Here is a 19,804-nt window from a genome sequence, read left to right as displayed (position 1 = left end):
GAATACAACACCAAACGGTATCATGCGGGCATTGGTTATTTAAAACCATTTGATGTCTTCCATGGAAGAGGGCCGGCAATCCTGGCGGAACGCAGGGAGAAACTCAAACAGGCCCGTAATACAAGACTTGAACGAAACAGGGAATTGAACAGCAATCTACTGGAGGATTTACCAGCTTAATTCAACCGAAAATAATTCCCATTTGGGTGAAGCGAAACACGCTAGCTTACGAGTTTAGACCTGAGATTAATCCTGTCTCGGTACTTTGATGGGGTCTGCCCTGTAATTTTCTTAAATACGGAGTTAAAGGTTGATTTTGAATTAAAACCTGTCCTGAATACAATTGTTATAATGCTCACATCGGAATTTTCAGGATCGTCAAGGATGGCGGTAGCTTCCTTTATGCGGTATTCGTTTATAAATGTGTAGAAATTTTTATTCAGCCTGCTGTTTATGACTATTGAAAGGTGATGTGCGGGGATCTGTACTTTCTCCGCCAAGTCCTTTATTGTGATGCTTTCTTCAAGGTAAGGCTTATTATCATTCATATACCGGATCAGCTTCTCAAGGTACTCATCCTGCATCTTCTCATCAATATTCTGCCTTGAGTATTTTTCAGATTCCGATGAATTATCGGGACCCTCCACAGCCTGTCCAATTTCGATATTCTTCCTGAAAATTTCCGGCTGATTGATCAGATGATACGCTGTGATAAAAATTATGATCTGCATAATCATATTCATTGCAAAAATCATCGAGTTTTTTGCGTTAATCCAAAGTTGAGAGGACAGGAATTCAATACACCAGAGAATAAGGGCAAGGAATGAAAATGATGTAATCTTCATAAGCCAATTGAGACTCATCTTTTCAAGATCGGAATAATAGTTTTCGATTTTATTATGGTATCTTTTCAGTAGTACTATGGTGTATATTATATATATAATAGAATTGAGAAACCCGGCACTTATAATAATTAAAACTATAATTCTAAACTGCGGAATCTCAAAATATGTCCAATTGAAATATTGAGCTGCAATTATAAAAATGCCAAGGGACACGAAGAATATTATATATTTAAGCAGATGTTTCAGCTCAAATTTTTCGAGAAGCCCGGCTATGAATAGTACATATTGATAGATAAGTGCCCCTAATATTGAAATACCAGGTATGGCAAAAGATGCCAATATATATGTTGGAATTTGATTATCCAATTTGTGCAGATAAAGTATGAAGAAATTGGAGGAGGTAATAAAGAGAAAAGCCGCAAAGAATATATTTGCTTTCCTGTTCTTATCCATAACAAACAAAATGAAAATCAGCAGAACTACCTGTGAAAATTCAGCAATTGCAAGAAAATCAAGAAATTTTGGCATCAGTTTTCCAGTCCCGCACGGTTCTATTATAGTAATTTACATAATATTTGTGATTATGAAATTTTTAAAGTGTGAAATCAATTATACAGTAAAAAATTATTGTCAGCGGAATAATCATTCCGCCCCGCAGCCCTGATTACATTGAGCATCAGTTTACATTAAAATAAGATTAAACGCAATCCTATTAATTTAATCATCGCAGATCCAATAAATCATGAATAAGGCGATTGTAAATTGGCTTCCTCTTCCTGATGGCGCATGAATTCTTCTTGAAAAGCCCGTCTGGTTGGCTATACTGCATCAATAGTGAGGTACAATCATGTCCGAACACGCACCAGCCGCCCCTAACGACTGCCCGATCCAGGACGCGTTCCCTTTCCGGACGCAGTTCACCTTCGAGTACCTGCTCGACTACTGGCGCGCCGTGGACCCCGCGAGCCCCTTCCGCCACATCTTCGACGCGCGGATAAAGCCGCTTATCGACGGGAACCATCCCCTGCTGGATCCGGACAAGGCCCAGGACGCCCTGAAGCAATTCCCCGAAGCGATCGCGGACCTCATGAGCATCGCGTTCTCGCCCGCGCAGTCGGCGACGACCATCGCGGCGGCGCGCCCTATTAGCGATTACCTCCCTTTTTACGTGACGGACAGCTACCGCGCGTATTTCGGCGACGCGATGGACAAGGTCCCCCTGGAGGAACTCGAGGGTGTCGCGTACCGGGTGCTCCTCTTCATCTATTCCTGCATCCTGAAGGAGTATTACGACTTCGAGGTGTTTTACGACAGCTCCATGATCGTGAGCTTCCGCGAGCCGGGCGACGGGCTCCTGAAATACTTCAGTACCGCGATCGACGACCGGTTCGCGCGCGTCATCATGGTGTCGCCTCCCCCGGAGCTTGGCCCCGAGGAGAAAAAGCTTTTATCGGAAAACCTGAACGACACCACGCTCCTCATGAAGCTCATCCCGCCGTCGCATTTCGAGATACGCGGCTTCTCGATCGTGAACAAGACCGATGTCACCGCGCAGGAGATCGTCTCCGAGATCAAGCGCGCGCTCCTGGACAAGGACTCGATTCTGAAACGGGAAAATTATCAGCGACTCCAGGACCTGATACGAAGCCTCCTGCGCAAACCGCGCGTAATCCTGTCGCTGGCGGCGGTCCACCACGACCGCGTGCTCGAGCTCTCGGAGGCACCCGTGCACTGCGCGACGCCGGACTGTATCTACAGGGACTCCAGCCACCACGAGCTTTCCTTTTTCGCGGGTTCGATATTCGAGAAGGCCGCCGGACAGCGCGCCCCCTTCTTCGTCAACGACCTCGAGGACTACTGCGCGGGCGAAGCCCACGGCGACGCGGACGCGAAGCTCCTGGCCAAGGGTGCGAAATCCGTGCTGGTCCAGTCGCTTTACCTGGAGGACCGATTCCTGGGACAGTGCGTGCTCTCCGCCCCCGAGCCCTACGCATTCGACCCGCTCAACCTCATGAAGATGAACGACGTCTTCCCGCTCTTCGCGCTCGTGATTGCGCACGCTCTGGAGGACTTCGACAACGAGGTGCAGACGATCATCCAGGGGAATTTCACCTCGATCCATCCCGCGATCGAATGGCGCTTCCGCCGCGCGGCGATGAACCTGATCGACCATCACGCCGACGAGGGAGGGGGGCAGATAGAGCCCATCCTCTTTGACGGCGTGTACCCGCTCTACTGCACGAGCGACATCCGCGGCTCTTCGACACAGCGCAACGCCGCGATCCAGGAGGACCTGCGCAGCCACCTCGCGCTCGTGCGCGCCATCATCGACAGCGCATCGGCGCACCGCGCGCTTCCCATCCTGGACGAATTCCGCTTCCGCATCGACGCGTTCCTGGGCGAGCTCGCGGGGGGACTCGTGAGCGGCGACGAAATCGAGATCATGCAATTCTTGAAGAGGGAGATCGAGCCCAGCTTCGACGACCTGCGCGGTTTCGGCGCCGATACGGCCGCGGGCGTGGACGATTACTATTCCCGTCTGGACGCGGAGTCGGGCACCCTCTACCATAGACGCAGGGACTTCGACGAGAGCGTCGACCTTATCAACAAGTCGATATCGGCCCACCTCGACCGTGTGCAGCCGGAGGCACAGGCGATGTTCCCCCACTACTACGACAAGAACACGACCGACGGCGTGGACCAGAACATGTATATCGGCGCCTCCCTGTGCGAGGACGGACGCTTCGACCGCATGTATCTCCGGAATCTGCGCCTGTGGCAGCTCATGACGCTCGTCGCGGTCGCGCGCCTCACGCACGAGCTCCAGCCCCGCCTCAAGGTGCGCCTGGAAACCACGCACCTCGTCGTGGTGCAGGACATGCCCCTCACCCTCGTCTTCAAGACCGACGAGAAAAAGCTCGCCGTCGAGGGCGCCTACAACATTCGCTACGAGATCATGAAGAAGCGGATCGACAAGGCCGTCGTGAAAGACACAGGGGAACGGCTGACGCAGATAGGCAGGATCGCGATCGTGTACTCCCAGGCCTCCGAGGCCGCGGAATACCGCCGGTACATCGAGTTCCTCACGGAGCGCGGCTACCTTGAGGGCGAGGTAGAAGAGTTCGTACTCGACGATCTCCAGGGAATCAAGGGGCTCCGCGCGCTACGCGTGGGGATCAACCTTGCCGCGACCGAACAGGCGGACAATCTCGTGGAGATGTTCAGAAGCGCCTGAGGGCTAATAGTCCTCTCCATAATGCTGCGATTTGAATTTTAAATTGTTTAAAATAATAATAAGAATAATAATATATGCGGTGAATTCGGCTCCCATTGCCAGATATTTATTCTCATTTGTCATATAACCGAAAGTTTCAATAACACACACCAGCGCCATCAGTCCATACGCAATTGCCATCAAATGCGGAGTTTTTTTCCAGCGTGTGAAATACCCGTATATAAAAACTATTGAAGCGAAAAGGACGGAACTCCAATGAATAAATAATAACCACTTCGGAAACTCAGGATTACTATATGGATTCCAGGGAACAGTTGCGAAAAACCATTCGAGCATTCCCCCACACGACCAAATTCCAAGAAAAGCATGAATAAGAATCAAAGCATATCCAATAAGGGTAAATATTGTTTTCATAATTTTAATTCCCGGCGAGCGCGTTTCATATCAAACCCGCTCCCATCTCGTACGCCTGCTTCATCGCGGGTTTTCCCTTGATGTCTCCCTTGTTCCAGGCACCTGTTCCGTAAATGATTCCCTTTTCATCCGATCCTTTTAGCAGTGTGGTGAATCCCCGGAGTCCTTCAATCGTTCTTTCCATTGACTGCCTGCCGGCATCCGCGGCGGTCATGATGAATGGGGCTCGAGGACAGGATTAACACTTTCTTGCTCATGTTCGTCGTCCTCCCGATCCTTAATAATGAAGCGTGCGCAGGCCCCTGCGGAATTCGGTACACTCCTTGAGGTCGTGAAGTTCCTTCCCGTTACGGGCGCAGCAGCGCCTTGATCGCGCGGCGCTCGTCCATCGCCCGGTAGCCCTCGGCTACCCGGTCGAGGGGCAGGGTCAGATCGAAGACCCTGCCGGGTTCGATCTTCCGATCCCATACCAGGCCGATCAGCTCCGGCAGGTAGCGGCGCACCGGGGCGGGGCCGCCGTGGAGACGGACGTGAGAGAAGAAAAGCTCCTGCCCGTCGATCTCTACACCGTGAGGAACGCCTACGAAGCCTACGGATCCGCCCGGGCGGGCGCAGCGTATCGCCTGCAGCATCGCTTCCCGGGTACCGACACACTCCAGCACCGAGTCGGCCCCGATCCCGCCGGTCAGCTCCTTTATGCGGGCCACACCCTCATCGTTGCGCTCGGTCACGATGTCGGTCGCGCCAAACCCCCGGGCCAGTCTCTGCCGCGTCTCGTGGCGGCTCATCGCGATGATGCGCTCCGCGCCCTTGATCCTCGCCGAGAGCACGCCGAGAAGGCCCACCGCGCCGTCGCCTACGACCACGACCGTCTTGCCTGGCCTTACATCCGCCGCGTCGGCGGCGAACCAGCCGGTGCCCAGAACATCCGATGCCGTTAGCAGGCTCGGAATAAGGTCATCCGGCGGAATGCCCGGTGTGGCGACCAGCGTTCCGTCCGCAAGCGGCACGCGCAGCATCGGCGCCTGCGCTTCGCTCATAAATTCCCGCTGCACGCATGATGACTGGTAGCCGAACCGGCAGTGGGGGCAGGTATTGTCCGAGGTGGCGAACGAACCGACAACGAACTGGCCCGGCTTGATGGATTTAACCGCACGTCCAGTCTCCTCGACGATGCCGCAGTACTCGTGCCCCATCGGGGTCGGCCGGGTAATGGGGTTTATGCCGCGGTAAGGCCACAGGTCCGAGCCGCACACGCAGGTTGCGGAGATCCTGATGACGGCGTCGGTCGGTTCTATGATACTTGGCTCTTCGCGCTCTTCGAAACGGACGTCGCGCGGACCGTAGAGAACGGTAGCTTTCATGTTCCAGCTCCTTGCATCGAATATTTTTTCCTCATGATCTAATCCTGACGAATGTTCATCCTGAAGTCGATTATCGCCGTGACTTCGGGCGGCATTTTTCCCAGCCACACGGATACCTCGCGCTGCGCGCCCTGCGCATCCCGTCCCCATACGGCGAGACCGTCAAGCACGGTCGATCCAGGGCAGAGTTTCGAGATATCCGTCACGCTCCTTCCCAGGCCGCTTCCCTGGTGCGTGCAGAATGGCACGATCGTTTTTCCCTTGAGATCGTATTCCGACAGAAAGGTTCTCACCGGCGCGGGAAAGGTTCCCCACCAGATGGGATAGCCGATAAAAACAATATCGTACGATCCGATATTCCCGATCCTTTCCTTCAATGCTGGCTTGTATCCGGAACCAAGCTCCTCTTTCGCCCGTTTCTTTACCTCTTCGTAATCCCCGGGATACGGATCGACCGCCCTGATCTCGAATACATCGCCGCCTGTCCTCCCGTGTATCTGATTTGCGATCTCGCGGGTATTGCCCGTGTGTGAAAAGTACACCACCAGGACCTTTCCGGTACCCGAAAACGGCAGAGCTTTTTTTTCGCCTTCCTTTACCGTATCCGATGCCAACGGATTATCCTGGGAGCACACGCATGCGGCCATAATCACGAGCGAGGCAGCAATTACCGGTAAGCTGAAATATTTATTTTTCATGTATGCCCCCCTTCAAAACCCTTTTACCCGATCGACGCGCGATGAACGCGCCTTTCATTCACCCTGGAGCGAGTTCCCCGTATAGGTAGACGGCCATGACTCCGCTTTAGACCGTAATCAGTTCGTACTTTCCGTTGCCCATCTTCATCTCCTTCATATACGACAACTGGCGCAGCCCCTTGCGGGATTCGATACGTTCCCTGAGGTCGTGAAGCTCTGCCTCGGGAAGCCCGTACACCATATCTATGGAAGCCTGTTCCACGGCCAGGATATCCGTGGAGGCCAGGATGCCCAGGTCGCGCGCCTTGACCGGGGCGGCGCGTGTGCCGGCACAGTCGCAGTCAACGGACATGTTGCGCAGCACATTGATAAAGACGATCCTTCCGCCGAAATGATCGATGGTGGCCTTCGCCGATTCCACCATGTTTTCCTGGAAGGGCTCGCCCTTCAGCCAGGTCGCGTAGTCGTCATTATCGGGGGCGGCATGGACCATCTTCTTGCCTATGGGCCCGTCCGCGCAGCCGATGGCGATGTTCTTTTCGATTCTTCATTCCTGGTCATCGTTCATCCTCCATGGCTTATATGGTTCATCGCGCCGGTCAGCGGCCGACCCTCTTTTCAAGATGTGCCGGATAACGGGCCCCCTGCACGGTGATGCCTGACGCCGCGCGTTCGATCTCGAGGAGATCGTCGGCGCCCAACGCCACGTCGGCCGCGCCGAGGTTCTCCTCGAGGCGATGCAATTTCGTAGTGCCCGGAATGGGAAGGATCCACGGCTTCCGGGCGAGCAGCCAGGCGAGCGCTATCTGGGCGGGAGTCGCGTCCTTATCCCGCGCGAACGCGTGGAGCCAGTCTACCAGGACCTGGTTCGCCTTTCGGTTTTCCGGGGTGAAACGGGGAACGATCGTGCGAAAGTCGCCGTTGTCAAATGTTGTGTTTTCGTCGATCTTTCCCGTGAGGAAACCCTTTCCCAGCGGGCTGAACGGCACCAGGCCGATACCGAGTTCCTCCAGCAGCGGTAGTATTTCCTTCTCGGGCTCCCTCCACCACAACGAGTATTCGCTCTGGAGCGCGGTGACGGGCTGGACCGCGTGCGCGCGGCGGATCGTCTGCGGCCCGGCCTCCGAAAGACCAAAGTGCTTCACCTTGCCTTCCCGGATCAGGTCCTTGGCCGCCCCCGCGACATCCTCGATTGGCACTTCCGGGTCGACGCGGTGCTGGTAGTAAAGGTCTATCGCGTCGACCTTCAATCTTCGGAGCGAGCCTTCAATGGCTTTCCTGATGTGCTCCGGGCGGCTGTCCAGCGCGCTCCAGTGGGTTTCCTCCGGGGTGGCCGGTTTGAACCCGAACTTCGTGGCAATGACCACCTGCCCGCGGAAGGGAGTCAGTGCCTCGCCTACAAGTTCTTCGTTGGTGAAAGGCCCGTATATCTCCGCGGTATCGAAAAAAGTCACTCCCCGCTCCACGGCGGCGCGTATGAGCGCGATCATCTCTTTCCTGTCGTGAGCCGGGCCGTATGCGAAGCTCATCCCCATGCAGCCGAGCCCCAGCGCCGATACCTCCAGGCCGCTTTTTCCTAATATACGCTTTTGCATAGTTATACTCCCGTTCAATCCAGCATTTGCTTCATGCTCCGTTCGTCCCATGTCCAGTCCCGGGGCACGGTTATAAAACCACATGTATTCAGTCGCGGAAACGCTACGGAATTAACATATCGCCGGCGCCCGAATCTGGCAATGTCCGATCCTCCAGTTCATTGCCTGATTCTACAATATTGGATTAAATATGTTGTTTATTCGTCGATTTTATGATACATTCGTACAGGGAGAACGAGAAATGGCCGTCAACACGAATGAAACGAAACGCATGCAGATGATTGAGATGCTCTTGTCCCATCTGCCTCGGGAAGGCGTGCTGACCTCCACGGTGAAAGGGGTCAAGCTATTCAGGATCGACGAATCCTTTCCGCGTACACCCAAGGCCTATGATTCCCAGATCATCATCATGGCGCAGGGAATGAAGCGTGTCTTCCTGGGAGAACAGATTTTCACCTATGACCCCTTCAACTACCTGGTCCTCTCCGTTCCGCTACCGATCGAGTGCGAGGCGATCGCACAGCCCAATGAACCCATCCTGGGACTGACCGTCTCAGTCGACCCGCAGGTTGTGGGAGAGTTGCTGCTGGATATGGAGAACGCGCCTTATGACGCGGAATCGCTTCCCATGGGGATCTACGGGGCTCCCCTGACGGACGGCATGGCTGACTCGGTGCTGCGGCTGCTGCAAGCCCTTGCCTCCCCGGCGGACGAGCGGATACTGGGTCCAATGATCGTGAGGGAGATCATTTACCGGGTATTATGCGGCGAGCACGGCGGGGCCCTCAGGGCGTTGGCGTACCGCAACCGGCGCTTCTTCCAGATCGCGCGCGTGCTCAACAAAATTCATGAATCCTACGACGAGGTCCTGGACGTGAGGACACTCGCCATGGAAGCGGGGATGAGCGTTTCCACGTTTCACAGCAGCTTCAAGGCGGTGACCGACGCATCGCCGCTTCAATATATTAAAAGCATCAGGCTCCACAAGGCCCGTGCGCTCATGACGCAGGATGGCCTCAACGCGTATGCGGCGGCCTTGCGCGTGGGTTATGAAAGCCCTTCCCAGTTCAGCCGCGAGTATAAGCGCTTTTACGGCATAACCCCGGCGAGGGACGCGGTGAGCATGCGAAACGCGGATGCGGAAACTGCCTGATTCAGTACGGCTTCTGTCCCATGTAATTTCCGGGAGGGCTGTAACGGCAGACGAGGATGTCGTTGCCCCCGGCCTTGGCAAGACCGCATCCTACTTCCGTGGTGCCGCGCCAGATTACCTGGGTGTAATGGCCCACGTCCTGCCACCTGCCCGACGTGCTCACGTCGGGAAAGGAACCATACTTGAAATACTTTTTCTCGCCCCCCCATCCGTCCACCATCTGCGTGAAGCTGAAATAGCCCGAGGTCCCCATCCACAGGTTTTCCCCCTCGCCGGTGCCGGTCGCATGGACCAGGCTCCCCTTCTTCGCGAGCTCTTTCGCCCACGCCTTCGCGTGCTGCGCGAGGGTATCGGACCAGGCGAGCGCCGGAAGGCCCAGCTCCGCGCGATACCTGTTGTGTGCGGCGAGCACCTCCGCAATCGCCTCCTTGTCGCCCGCGTAGCCTGGATCGCGCATAACGGCAAGGTAGGCGAGCGCGCCGGTGAAAAGGGCGAGAACGGTTAACACTGGAATCAGTTTTCTCATGATGCACCTCATTCTTAGTATTGCGAACAGAGCTTCCTTTCCCATGATGCCCGCCCGTTCCGTGTATCTGCACAGCAGGCTGTTTAATATAGGATCATCGCACAGAGAAGTCAACCCCAAACCGCGCGCCTTGCAAACCCCGGCCGCACAGCCGTCCCGAAAAAGTAATTGTCTTTGTGCCGCGCCCGGTAGTTCAATGGGCACTCTTACGTGAATCGATACGCCGCGCAGCGTGGAATACCCTACGGCATCTCGGGGGCCGATACGCGCGGACGCGATTCACGGTACGCGCCGACAGAAGGAAACCGCGGGGGATTCTAGCTCGAAATGAACTGGTACGAGGCGATTAATTTCTTCGCCGTGGCGACGGCCGTGCTGGCCTCCGCGGGACTTCTCGTCCGCCGGCCATCGTTTCGCTCGATCATGCTGGCGTTGTTCCTCCTCTTTTGCGGGTACGCGCACCTCCTGATCTTCCTGTTCGAGTCAGGCCGGTTCGTGGATTACCCGCTCGTGGCCGCGCTCTATTTCACGCACATTCCCCCCGGTCTCGCGGCGGGCCCCCTGCTCTATTTCCACGCCAGGAGCATGGCCGGGGACGCGCATGGACTGTCGCGCCGCGACTGGGCGCATTTTCTCCCCGCCCTGGCGTCCGCCATCCTTCTCGCCGACCGCTTCACCTGGAGCGCGCGCGAGAAGATCGCGTTCGTCGAGGATTTCCTGCGCGGCGGTCACGCCGCGTACCGCTACGCGCTCCTCGCGCTGATGCTGTACGTGCTCGCCTATACCGTCGCGGCGTTTTTCACGATCATGCGGCGCCTGCGGCCGGGGAACCCCGTCCACGCGCGCATCGCCGTCCTGGAATTCAGCATTCTGGGGATCGCCCTCATCGTCATCATAAACGGGCTCGCCCTCTTTTTCCCTTACCCCGCGTTCACGATGTTCGAAAACCTGGCGACGAGCGCCGGCCTCGCGGTCATTTTCCTGCTCATCCAGCGCTATCCGCACATCTTCCGGTATGCCGACCTCTCTTCGGGCGATTCACCCCCGCGCACTTACCTGGCCGGCGTGGACACCGGGGTCCTCAGGGCGCAACTCGTCGCGCTCATGGAGGATGAGAAATTCTACTGCGACGAGGACCTTTCCCTGAAGCGCCTCGCGGACGCGCTCGAGGTGACACCGCACCAGCTTTCGGAATTCCTGAACGACCGGTTCGGCAAAAACTTCAGCACCTTCGTGAACGGGTACCGGATACTCGAATCCCAAAGAATTCTCCTGGAAGAGCCCGCACGCAGCACGCTTTCGGTCGCGTACGCCGCGGGTTTCAATTCCTACACGTCGTTCTACAACGCATTCCGCAAATCGACGGGCATGTCCCCCGGGGAGTACCGGAAAAGAAACCGCCGGCCCTGATCGCCGGCTCCATGGTACATTCCGATTTATAACACGGAATGAGCCCATGCATTCCGTGTTATAACGCCGATTGATTGAATTTCAATTTCCATGCTACCCTCATTGCGGTCATGCCGGGGCAGCGGTTCTTTCCGCCCATCCGGCCGCACGATACCTGTTGAGCGGAGGTCTTCCATGAGATTAACGACGGTTCTGGACGCGGTACGGCAGCGCACGCTCTTTGCATCAATACGCTCCATGAGGGCTCTGACCCCTTACTACAGGCTCAGCTTCGCCGCCTCGGCGTTCTCCTGCGGTCTTGTACGCCTGCTCGTAGACGGGCCCCTTCCCTTCGAGAGGATCGCCTCAAAACTCGCGAAGGATGCGGGCACCCATCCAGCGCTCCTGGCGTGGCTTCGGCTGGGCGTGCGTGTGGGTGAGCTTCGCGAGGGCGCGCGCGGCTTTTCCCTTAAAGGGTACTCGCGCATGATCGCACCGCCCGGACGCGACCCCCATGCGGCCCTGTTCCAGGAGGCGATGAGCCTGCACCATGACCTCATCATGGGCACGCCGGGAAAGTGCGCACGCGGCGAGAAATGGCGCCTTGAGGACCACGACGGCCGGCTTATCGCGCGCTCTTCGCGCCTGGGCGAGCCCGTGATGATGGAGGTGATCGATCGGGCCATCCCGCGCAGGGGCGCCGTGCGGCTCCTCGAGATAGGATGCGGGTCCGGCATCTATATCCGCCGCGCGGCGGAGCGGAACCCCATGCTCACCGCCGTGGGGATAGAGCTGAATGCCCAGGCCGCCGCCTACGCGCGCGAAAACATGAAAAACTGGGGGCTCGATAGACGGGCCGTCATCGAGAACACCGACATCAGGAAGTACACCACCGGTGAGCGCTTCGATTTCGCGAGCCTGTACAACAACATCTATTACTTCCCGGCCGGGGAGCGCCTGGAGCTTATCCGGCATGTGCGCTCCTTCCTGAAGCCCGGGGGGATGCTCCTCGTAACGACGCCGTGCCCCGGCGGGAGCGCCCTGAGCGAGATCCTGAACCTCTGGAGCTGTGCCACCAAGGACTGCGGGCCTCTCCCCGCGGTTGATGAAATGGAAGGCGTGCTCCGCGAGGCGGGGTTCGACCGTGTGGGGTCCCGGAGCCTGCTTCCCGGGGACAGGTTCTACGTGTTCACCGGGCGCGTGCCGTCCGGCGGCGCTCAAGGACGCGCATAACCCTTACGCCCGGGAGACGGTGCCTCTACGCGGGGCGCACCTATCGCGCAAGGGCACCCGTCTCCCGGGACCAGCGTATCGGTCCCCGGGGTTGTCTCTGATATCAATGCGGCCGGGTACGTATTAATAGCTGAACAGCCTTCCATGAATGACCGGTAGTATCTGCGCCCCGCGCGCCCCGGGCCTCTTCTATTATATACGTCGATTACGGTCCAAAAAATGTCCTCCCGGGGGGTTTTTTATTGACACTGGGGGGGCCCCGCGCTTTATTTTATGGATTCATGGCTAGGGCCGCGGAAGCGTAAAAAGAGAGGCTTCGAAGGGCAACGATGGCGCACATAACCATAGATTTCGAGAGATGCAAGGGCTGTTATTTCTGCATCGAATTCTGCCCGCGCACCATAATAAAAAAATCCGGCGAACACAACAAGCAGGGCTATTTCCCCGCCGAGTTCGACAAGGAGCAGGAGGAGCGCTGTACCGGCTGCAAGACCTGCGCCCTCATGTGCCCCGACACCGCGATCGAGGTGTTCAAATGACGGACCTGAAACTCACCAAGGGCAATATCGCCCTCGCCGAAGGGGCGCTCCAGGCGGGCTGCCGTTACTATTTCGGCTATCCCATAACCCCCCAGAACGACATCCCCGAGTACCTGGCGCGCCAACTCCCGAAGCTCGGGGGCACCTTCATCCCCGCCGAAAGCGAGATCGCGTCCATCAACATGGTCATGGGCGCCGCGGCCGCCGGGAAGCGCGCGATGACGTCGTCCTCCGGCCCGGGGATTTCGCTCATGCAGGAGGCGCTCTCCTACATGGCGGGGTCCGATACTCCCTGCGTCGTGGTGAACATCATGCGCTGCGGCCCGGGACTGGGGGGCATCTCGCCCACCCAGGGCGACTATTCCCAGGCGGTGCACGGCGGCGGCCACGGCGACTACCACAACATCGTGCTCGCACCGGCATCGGTGCAGGAGATGTTCGACCTCACCATCAAGGCCTTCGAGCTGGCCGACAAGTACCGCAACCCGGCCATGGTCATCGCCGATGCGATGATCGGGCAGTTCCAGGAGCCCTGCAGGCTCACCCCGAAGGAGCCGGTCGTCCTCCCCGAAAAGCCGTGGGCGCTCACCGGGCGAAAGGGTCGCACTCCGCAACTCATCAAGAGCCTCTACCTGGGCGACGGAGAGCAGGAAGCGCACAACATGCTCCTCGTCCGGAAGTACCGCGAGATACAGGATAACGAAGTCATGTGCGAGGAATGGCACCTTGACGACGCGGAGGTCATGATCATCGCCTTCGGAACGCCCTCCAGGGTGGCCAAGACCGCGATCATCCAGGCCCGCGCGCAGGGAATAAAGGTAGGGCTGCTTCGTCCCTTAACCGTGTTCCCGTTTCCCTCGAAGCAGGTGTACGAACATTCGTCGCGGATACCGAACGTGCTCGTCGTCGAGATGAACACAGGCCAGATGCTGCGCGACGTGCAGATAGCCGCGCACAAGGACGCGCGCATTCATTTCTACGGACGCCCCGGCGGCGGCTTCCCCTACCCGGAGGACGTGCTGCGCGAGCTTAAAAAGGCAATGGAGGGGGCATATGAACGCAGTCTTTAAAAGGCCCGAGAGCCTCAATCCCGCGCTCACGCATTTTTGCCCCGGCTGCACGCACGGCATCGCGCACCGCCTCATCGCCGAGGCGATGGACGAGCTGGGCATCGTCGACCGCACGGTGGGCATACCCGGGGTGGGGTGCTGCGTGTTCCTCTATACGTATTTCCCCATTGACGTGCTCGAGTCCCCCCACGGGAGGGCCCCCGCATGCGCGACGGGTATGAAGCGCGCCCAGCCGGATAAAATCATCTTTTGCTACCAGGGCGACGGCGACATGGCGGCGATAGGCACGTCGGAGATCATCCACGCCGCGAACAGGGGCGAAAACGTTACGGTCTTCTTCATCAACAATTCCGTGTACGGGATGACCGGCGGCCAGATGGCGCCCACCACCCTACTGGGGCAGCAGACCACCACGAGCCCGTACGGGCGCGAATTTAAAAACGAGGGCTACCCCATCCGCATGGCCGAGATGCTCGCGACCCTCGAGGGAGTGGCGTATTCCACGCGGGTTTCCCTCCACAGTCCCAAGCACGTGAACCAGGCGAAGAAGGCGATCATCAAGGCCTTCGAGATGCAGATCAACGAGATGGGATTCTCCGTGGTCGAGATGCTCTCGACCTGCAACACGAACTGGCGTGTCTCCCCGCTCGAGGCGCTCAACGTAATCGAACGCGAGATGATCCCGTATTACCCGCTGGGTGTTTTTAAAGAGAGGACGGGAAAGGATTTCCTGTAGACCTCATCCCCCCGGCCCCCTTCTCCCCTGGGAGAAGGGGGGGACTCAGGGAATGCAGTTTGTATGTTGAAGTCGCCTAATAGACACAGGTAAATTGATCGAATGAAAGTATTTCCCCGCACACCCCTCTCCCGCGGGAGAGGGGCCGGGGGTGAGGTAACGATATGTATTATGACGTGATCATGGCGGGCTTTGGCGGGCAGGGAATACAGATCATCAGCCAGATCGTGGCGGTGGCCGCGATCAAGAAGGGGTTGTCGGTGACGTACCTTCCCTCGTATGGCGTCGAGAAGCGCGGGGGGCGCACCAATGTGACGCTCGTCGTGTCGGACGGGGAGATAGGCTCGATGGTCACGAACACACCCGTCTCGATTATCGCCATGGATACCATCGCGCTGGAGAAGTATCAGCCCATGGTCACCCCGGGCGGGCTCGTCATCGCAAACACGAGCCTTATCGCGAAGGAGCTCCTGTCCCGCGACGATATCGACAACCTCCCCATCCCCTGCAACGAGGAGGCCATCGCGATGGGAAACTCCAGGGTCGCGAATATGATCGCGCTGGGCGCCTTCATCGCACGCGCGCACTTCCTTGAATACGCCGATATCGAGGGCGTCATGCAGGAGGTCGTGCCCGAGAGACTCAGGCAGACCATCCCCGGCAACCTCGCGGCGATACGGCGCGGGATGGAGATCGCCGCGAATGGGAAACGTTAACTTGCTCGTTGGCGAATGAACAACCTCTTCCTTAGTGCTTGACAATTCCGGGGATCGTATACATTATGTGTATACGAGGTTTCAAATGGTTAAAAAGCTGATCCAACACGGCAACAGTTCCGCGCTTATCATCGATAAGGCGTTAATGGAAGTTTTAAAAATCGATGCGGACACTCCGCTGGAAATCGCCACGGACGGGAAAAACCTCTTCATCTCTCCAGTTCACAATGAAAACCGTACCAAAGATTTGCATACGGCGCTGGAAAAGCTCAACAAGGTTCACGGGGCGACTTTGAAGCGGCTCGCCGAATAATTCGCAATGCCGGAATTTTTAACCCTCGCAGATATCGTAGAAATCCACAAGGACCAGATAGCGCGGTATGGCGGGATGACGGGAGTTCGAGACATCGCGTTGCTGACTTCGGCGCTCGCCATGCCGGAAACCAGCTTCGACGGAAAACTCCTCCATGCCGGCAATTTTGAAATCGCCGCGGCATACGCGTTTCACCTATGCCAGAATCACCCTTTTATCGATGGGAATAAGCGGGTCGCCCTGATGGCTGCGCTGGTATTCCTGGAATTAAACGGAATTCAGATTCAAGACCCCGCCGGCGAGCTCTACAGGATGATGATGGGGACGGCGAACGGCAGGTTAGGCAAACCTGAAATTGCGGAGATTCTCAGGCGGCTTGCAACGGGCGCCCGAACTGAAGGGGCGCCGCCGCAATTGCCCTTACCGTAGCCCCTGCACCGGCGTCTCCTTGTCGAACGACACCACCACCTCGTAGCTGATCTCCTTCTTCTGGTGCGCCGGAATATCGATCATCCATTTCCTGAGCCCCTGCGCGTAATCCGACGACTTTTCGAACTCCGCATCCTTCGTGTAGGACAGCGAAAGGTTCTGGACCTCGGCCTTTATCTTCTCGTTGCGGGAAACGGGCGTGTTGTCCACGACGGTGACGGACGCCTGGGCGGGGAGCTGATTCTCCACGGTGATCTTGTAGGTGTAGAGTATGCGCCGGTTCCCCCCGAAAAGGCCCGAGGTGTCCTCGTACTTCTTCACGAGCTCCTTCTGCGCCGTTATGCGCGATTCAAGACCGAGCGCGACCGTTTCCTCCTTGCCCTTCGGGGTGAACGGCACCTCGGCCTTGCCCATGAACTCGTTTTCCAGGAATATCTGCGCCTCCCCTGCGAGCCAGGGAAGCTGGGTCGAATTTGAGATCTTCACTTTTAAAAAGCCCTCGCGCGCCTTGGCCGGTATGACCTCGTAGTAGAACTTGATTTTGTCGCTCTCCTTGAGCGAGTACTCCTGGACGTACTTCTTCTGCTGCTTGGTCGTGGACGCGATGCTCTGCTCGAGCGGAAGCCCGATCTCCATGAAGGGTCCTTTTTCGCTCACCTCTGCCTCCGGTACGGGGGCGTATTCTTCATCGCCTCCGCCGCCGTCCTTCTTGGCCTTTTTCATCTCCTTGGCCATGGCAACCTTCGACGAGGCGTAATCGGCCGCGCCGGACGCGCCCTCGATGTCCCGCGCGTAGCGGTGCCCGATGTCCAGGTACCAGCCCGCGAGCACGGGCGGACGTATGGCCTGCGAGGGGGAACCGGTCGACAGGGCGAGCTCGACCGCCTTCCAGTCCTCGCCCGTGTGCTGGTAGATGTTGGCGAAGACGAGCAGGCTTATGGTCTTGTTCTCGTGGCTCGCGCGCACGTCGTAGAGCATCTGCCAGGAGGTGTCCGGGATCAGGTAACTGAAGGTAAAGAGGGCCGCGTCGTCCTTCGAGGAAAATATCTGCACCAGAAACCGCTTCTCGATATCGATCTTCTCGGTGGGTTCGTTCAGGAGCCTGCGCTTCTCGGCGTACTTCTCGGTGGTCTGCGCGAACTGCTGCACGTTCAACGACGCCCGGTTGTCCATCACGGCCTTGTTCAGGGACTGGTAGTTGTCGAAATAATCGTAGCCCGCGATCTGGCGCAAGTCGAATTCGAGCTGCTGGATGAGCTTCCCGAGCTCCTCGCGCGCCTTTTCCGTCTCGCGCCGCTGGGCGAGTATCTGCCTGCGTTTCTCGCTCACGTAGTTGAGCGTGTCGTTCCACACGCCTATCTGCGGGATGCGCGTGGCAAGCTCCTGGGAGGCGGCCTGTGTCGTGAAGGTGACGATGGAATTCAGGAAATCCTCCTGGGACTGGAGCGTCTTGAGCGTGTGCAGGTGCTCGAGGTCCTTTTCCTGGAGCGCGTCGAGCTTCTTCTCGATTTCCACGACGCTCTGCTGGTGCTTGGAGAGAAGCGCCTTCTGCTCGACCTCGATGCTCATTATCTTCCCCGCGAAATCTTTCGGAAGCGCGCCCTTCGCCGACCAGTCGTGCAGGGTGCTGGGGAGACCGGCGAGCACCACGGTGTTCTCGCCTTTTTTAAGGGAAAGCCTCGCCTGGCGGGTGATGAGCGCCTGGTTCTGGTAGAGCTTGACCGAGGAGATCTCACTCCCGGTGACGGTCTCTTCCGCGCCGGGGGCGGGCAGCGACGATCCGATCAGAAGGGCCGACAGGCAAAGTGCCAGTATAAGTGCGTTTTTCATTTCATGCTCCTTGGGGTGCGTGTATCGGCGCGCTGCATTCGCGGCAAAGCGTCTTATCAAAGTATCCCCGAAAGTAAGCCGTGTCAAATATTATACTGCGGCAGGGGATCGGTGAGTATCGGACACATTTTAGTAAGCACCGCCAAGCAAATACAGCATGTAGAAATATGTTGACATTTAAGCTAATATTGCATGTTATTTTGCATACAGGGTATTCAATATCGCCGCCGGCGGTGATCTGAAGCGCTCTTCCGGGACGGGTATTGCTTCCCCGAATAGATACATTTCTGCGCATAGGCGCGGAAAATCCCCGGGAGGTCATTATGAAACGCGGTATTTTTATCATCACACTTGCGCTACTATGCGCGCTCGCCTCGCCCGTCTTCGCCATGGATTATATCATCGGCGCTAAGGGCGGGTATTTCACATGGGTTCCATACGTAAAAGAAATCAAGGGCAGCGGGATGAGCGCCATCGACAAGGGAGACGGCGTGCTCTACGGCCCGGTCCTGAGCCTGATGCCTACACAGGATATCTCCATCTCCGTTGCGGCCCTTTTCGGGAAGCAGTCAACGTACTGGTATTCACCTACAAGTATCATCGATAACGGTCCAGGCAATCAGGCGTACAGTTCGGGTACTTATTACATGACCGCGAACCGCATTGACATTGACTCGGCGATAAGTTACCGGGTCTCGGAGAGCTTTAAAATTTTCGCGGGTTTCAAGTACCAGACGATCGAGGTTATTTTCCGCGCCTCCGAGCGCAGAAGCGGCGTGACACCCGCGACTACCGAAGAGTACAGCGAAAACTATGCGAAGATAGAAGCCCCGGCCCAGGGCCCCGCCCTCGGTTTCGGTTACACGCTCCCGCTGGGACAGAGCTTTTTCATGACGGCCAACCTTTCCGGACTTTACATGTGGGGCAAGTTCGACATGATCAAGAATTATGGCGATACATACAATGTCATGGGGGGCACCATCAATACTGTTACCAGAAATGACCATGGAACGATGACGCTCGACACCACGCAGATGGGCTTCAACTTCGAGCCCGCCGTGGGCGCAAGGATCGGGGACAGCGGCGTGATCGCGACTGTGGGCGTGCGCGTGCAGTACATGTGGCTTGACCTGGAATACAATCAGAACGTCGATACATCTAAAAAATGGGTGAACGACGTGCTTTACGGTCTCTTCGTGAGCGTGCTGTATTCGTTCTAGGAAATTTATTTCGTAACTGCCGGAAAAAGCCGCGGGAACGATTCCGCGGCTTTTTCATGAGCGCACTGTCGCTGAATGAAAGCTTCGCCTGAACGCCCGTGAGCAGATCGGCCCCCTCCCCTTCTGATGACGCGTTTTTCCCTGACGCCCCCCATTCCCCCCGGGGGGGCAACGACCTTCGAATCGTGCGATGCTCAAACCAGCCGGTGAATCGATCATGCCGTTCATGCTGATGGCATCATGGCTGAATAAAAATGATATTGCAAAAATTCTGGCCCCGCTTTTATTGTCCATTATTCGGTTTCACCGGGGATGGAGTCCCCCCTATAACCGCCTTCGGGCTGATGACTCCTGCCGCCAGGAAGGCGGCGTGCCAGTCCGGTGCAGGATGCACAATCACGGCTGGCCTGCCGACACGAAGGCGGCGTGCCAGTCCGGTGCAGGATGCACAAATACGGCTGGCCTGCCGACACGAAGGCGGCGTGCCAGTCCGGTGCAG

18 protein-coding genes and 2 pseudogenes are annotated in these 19,804 nt (G+C 57.2%); 11 read left to right on the top strand and 9 right to left on the bottom strand.

The features are described from left to right. Positions 1-221: 221 nt before the first annotated feature. The gene (locus EPN93_00540) at positions 222-1,373 is read right to left on the bottom strand and encodes a helix-turn-helix domain-containing protein (protein ID TAL39857.1); all 1,152 of its coding nucleotides are present in this window, start codon (positions 1,371-1,373) and stop codon (positions 222-224) included. Positions 1,374-1,692: 319 nt separating this feature from the next. Here EPN93_00540 and EPN93_00535 point away from each other — a divergent pair, with 319 nt between their 5' ends. Further along, positions 1,693-4,080, top strand: a complete 2,388-nt coding sequence (locus tag EPN93_00535) for a hypothetical protein (protein TAL39856.1) — start codon at positions 1,693-1,695, stop codon at positions 4,078-4,080. 3 nt (positions 4,081-4,083) lie between these two features. Here EPN93_00535 and EPN93_00530 read toward each other — a convergent pair whose 3' ends face one another. The 6 genes and pseudogenes from EPN93_00530 to EPN93_00505 form a co-directional block, all read right to left on the bottom strand. Beyond that, positions 4,084-4,494 (bottom strand): hypothetical protein, encoded by a 411-nt coding sequence (locus EPN93_00530; protein TAL39855.1) that lies wholly within the window; start codon positions 4,492-4,494, stop codon positions 4,084-4,086. 25 nt (positions 4,495-4,519) lie between these two features. After that, positions 4,520-4,714 (bottom strand): annotated as a pseudogene (locus EPN93_00525) (flavodoxin family protein). 127 nt (positions 4,715-4,841) lie between these two features. Further along, complete coding sequence (locus EPN93_00520; protein ID TAL39854.1) at positions 4,842-5,858, bottom strand: IMP dehydrogenase; 1,017 nt, start codon at positions 5,856-5,858, stop codon at positions 4,842-4,844. Positions 5,859-5,896: 38 nt separating this feature from the next. Continuing rightward, the gene (locus EPN93_00515; protein TAL39858.1) at positions 5,897-6,505 is read right to left on the bottom strand and encodes a flavodoxin; all 609 of its coding nucleotides are present in this window, start codon (positions 6,503-6,505) and stop codon (positions 5,897-5,899) included. Between the two features lie 157 nt (positions 6,506-6,662). Continuing rightward, positions 6,663-7,094 (bottom strand): annotated as a pseudogene (locus tag EPN93_00510) (DUF362 domain-containing protein). Between the two features lie 61 nt (positions 7,095-7,155). Next, positions 7,156-8,151, bottom strand: coding sequence for an aldo/keto reductase (locus EPN93_00505; GenBank protein ID TAL39853.1), 996 nt, complete (start codon positions 8,149-8,151; stop codon positions 7,156-7,158). A gap of 241 nt (positions 8,152-8,392) precedes the next feature. On the opposite strand from EPN93_00505, the gene EPN93_00500 reads away from it, so the two are divergent. Further along, positions 8,393-9,304 carry an AraC family transcriptional regulator gene (locus tag EPN93_00500; GenBank protein TAL39852.1) on the top strand — a complete coding sequence of 304 codons (912 nt, stop codon included), beginning with the start codon at positions 8,393-8,395 and terminating at the stop codon, positions 9,302-9,304. Position 9,305: 1 nt separating this feature from the next. Here the strand turns inward: EPN93_00500 and EPN93_00495 are convergent, their stop codons facing one another. Beyond that, positions 9,306-9,830 (bottom strand): SCP-like extracellular, encoded by a 525-nt coding sequence (locus EPN93_00495; GenBank protein ID TAL39851.1) that lies wholly within the window; start codon positions 9,828-9,830, stop codon positions 9,306-9,308. A gap of 327 nt (positions 9,831-10,157) precedes the next feature. Between EPN93_00495 and EPN93_00490 the strand changes: the two genes are divergently transcribed. From EPN93_00490 to EPN93_00455, 8 genes are all read left to right on the top strand, one after another. Beyond that, positions 10,158-11,240, top strand: coding sequence for an AraC family transcriptional regulator (locus tag EPN93_00490; GenBank protein TAL39850.1), 1,083 nt, complete (start codon positions 10,158-10,160; stop codon positions 11,238-11,240). Positions 11,241-11,330: 90 nt separating this feature from the next. Beyond that, the gene (locus EPN93_00485) at positions 11,331-12,452 is read left to right on the top strand and encodes a class I SAM-dependent methyltransferase (protein TAL39849.1); all 1,122 of its coding nucleotides are present in this window, start codon (positions 11,331-11,333) and stop codon (positions 12,450-12,452) included. 329 nt (positions 12,453-12,781) lie between these two features. Further along, positions 12,782-12,991: a 4Fe-4S dicluster domain-containing protein gene (locus tag EPN93_00480; GenBank protein TAL39848.1), complete on the top strand. Its 210-nt coding sequence runs from the start codon at positions 12,782-12,784 to the stop codon at positions 12,989-12,991. Continuing rightward, complete coding sequence (gene vorB, locus EPN93_00475) at positions 12,988-14,061, top strand: 3-methyl-2-oxobutanoate dehydrogenase subunit VorB (protein ID TAL39847.1); 1,074 nt, start codon at positions 12,988-12,990, stop codon at positions 14,059-14,061. Before EPN93_00480 ends, vorB begins: the two co-directional genes overlap by 4 nt. Further along, positions 14,045-14,797 carry a 2-oxoglutarate oxidoreductase gene (locus EPN93_00470; GenBank protein TAL39846.1) on the top strand — a complete coding sequence of 251 codons (753 nt, stop codon included), beginning with the start codon at positions 14,045-14,047 and terminating at the stop codon, positions 14,795-14,797. Before vorB ends, EPN93_00470 begins: the two co-directional genes overlap by 17 nt. A gap of 164 nt (positions 14,798-14,961) precedes the next feature. Beyond that, entirely contained in the window at positions 14,962-15,513 is a 552-nt protein-coding gene (locus EPN93_00465) for a 2-oxoacid:ferredoxin oxidoreductase subunit gamma (protein ID TAL39845.1), read from the top strand. A gap of 85 nt (positions 15,514-15,598) precedes the next feature. Then, the gene (locus EPN93_00460; protein ID TAL39844.1) at positions 15,599-15,826 is read left to right on the top strand and encodes an AbrB/MazE/SpoVT family DNA-binding domain-containing protein; all 228 of its coding nucleotides are present in this window, start codon (positions 15,599-15,601) and stop codon (positions 15,824-15,826) included. 6 nt (positions 15,827-15,832) lie between these two features. Continuing rightward, the gene (locus tag EPN93_00455; GenBank protein ID TAL39843.1) at positions 15,833-16,255 is read left to right on the top strand and encodes a type II toxin-antitoxin system death-on-curing family toxin; all 423 of its coding nucleotides are present in this window, start codon (positions 15,833-15,835) and stop codon (positions 16,253-16,255) included. Here the strand turns inward: EPN93_00455 and EPN93_00450 are convergent. Next, positions 16,247-18,085, bottom strand: coding sequence for a mucoidy inhibitor MuiA family protein (locus EPN93_00450; GenBank protein ID TAL39842.1), 1,839 nt, complete (start codon positions 18,083-18,085; stop codon positions 16,247-16,249). The two genes, EPN93_00455 and EPN93_00450, sit on opposite strands and share 9 nt — an antisense overlap. 323 nt (positions 18,086-18,408) lie before the next feature. Here EPN93_00450 and EPN93_00445 point away from each other — a divergent pair, with 323 nt between their 5' ends. Further along, on the top strand, positions 18,409-19,305 hold the full coding sequence (locus EPN93_00445; GenBank protein ID TAL39841.1) for a hypothetical protein: 897 nt from the start codon (positions 18,409-18,411) through the stop codon (positions 19,303-19,305). The last annotated feature ends 499 nt before the right edge of the window (positions 19,306-19,804 follow it).

The organism is Spirochaetota bacterium (genome assembly GCA_004297825.1).
Classification (GTDB): domain Bacteria; phylum Spirochaetota; class UBA4802; order UBA4802; family UBA5368; genus FW300-bin19.
The sequence above is the reverse complement of the archived record's forward strand: the minus strand, read 5'-3'. Positions and strand labels throughout refer to the sequence as shown.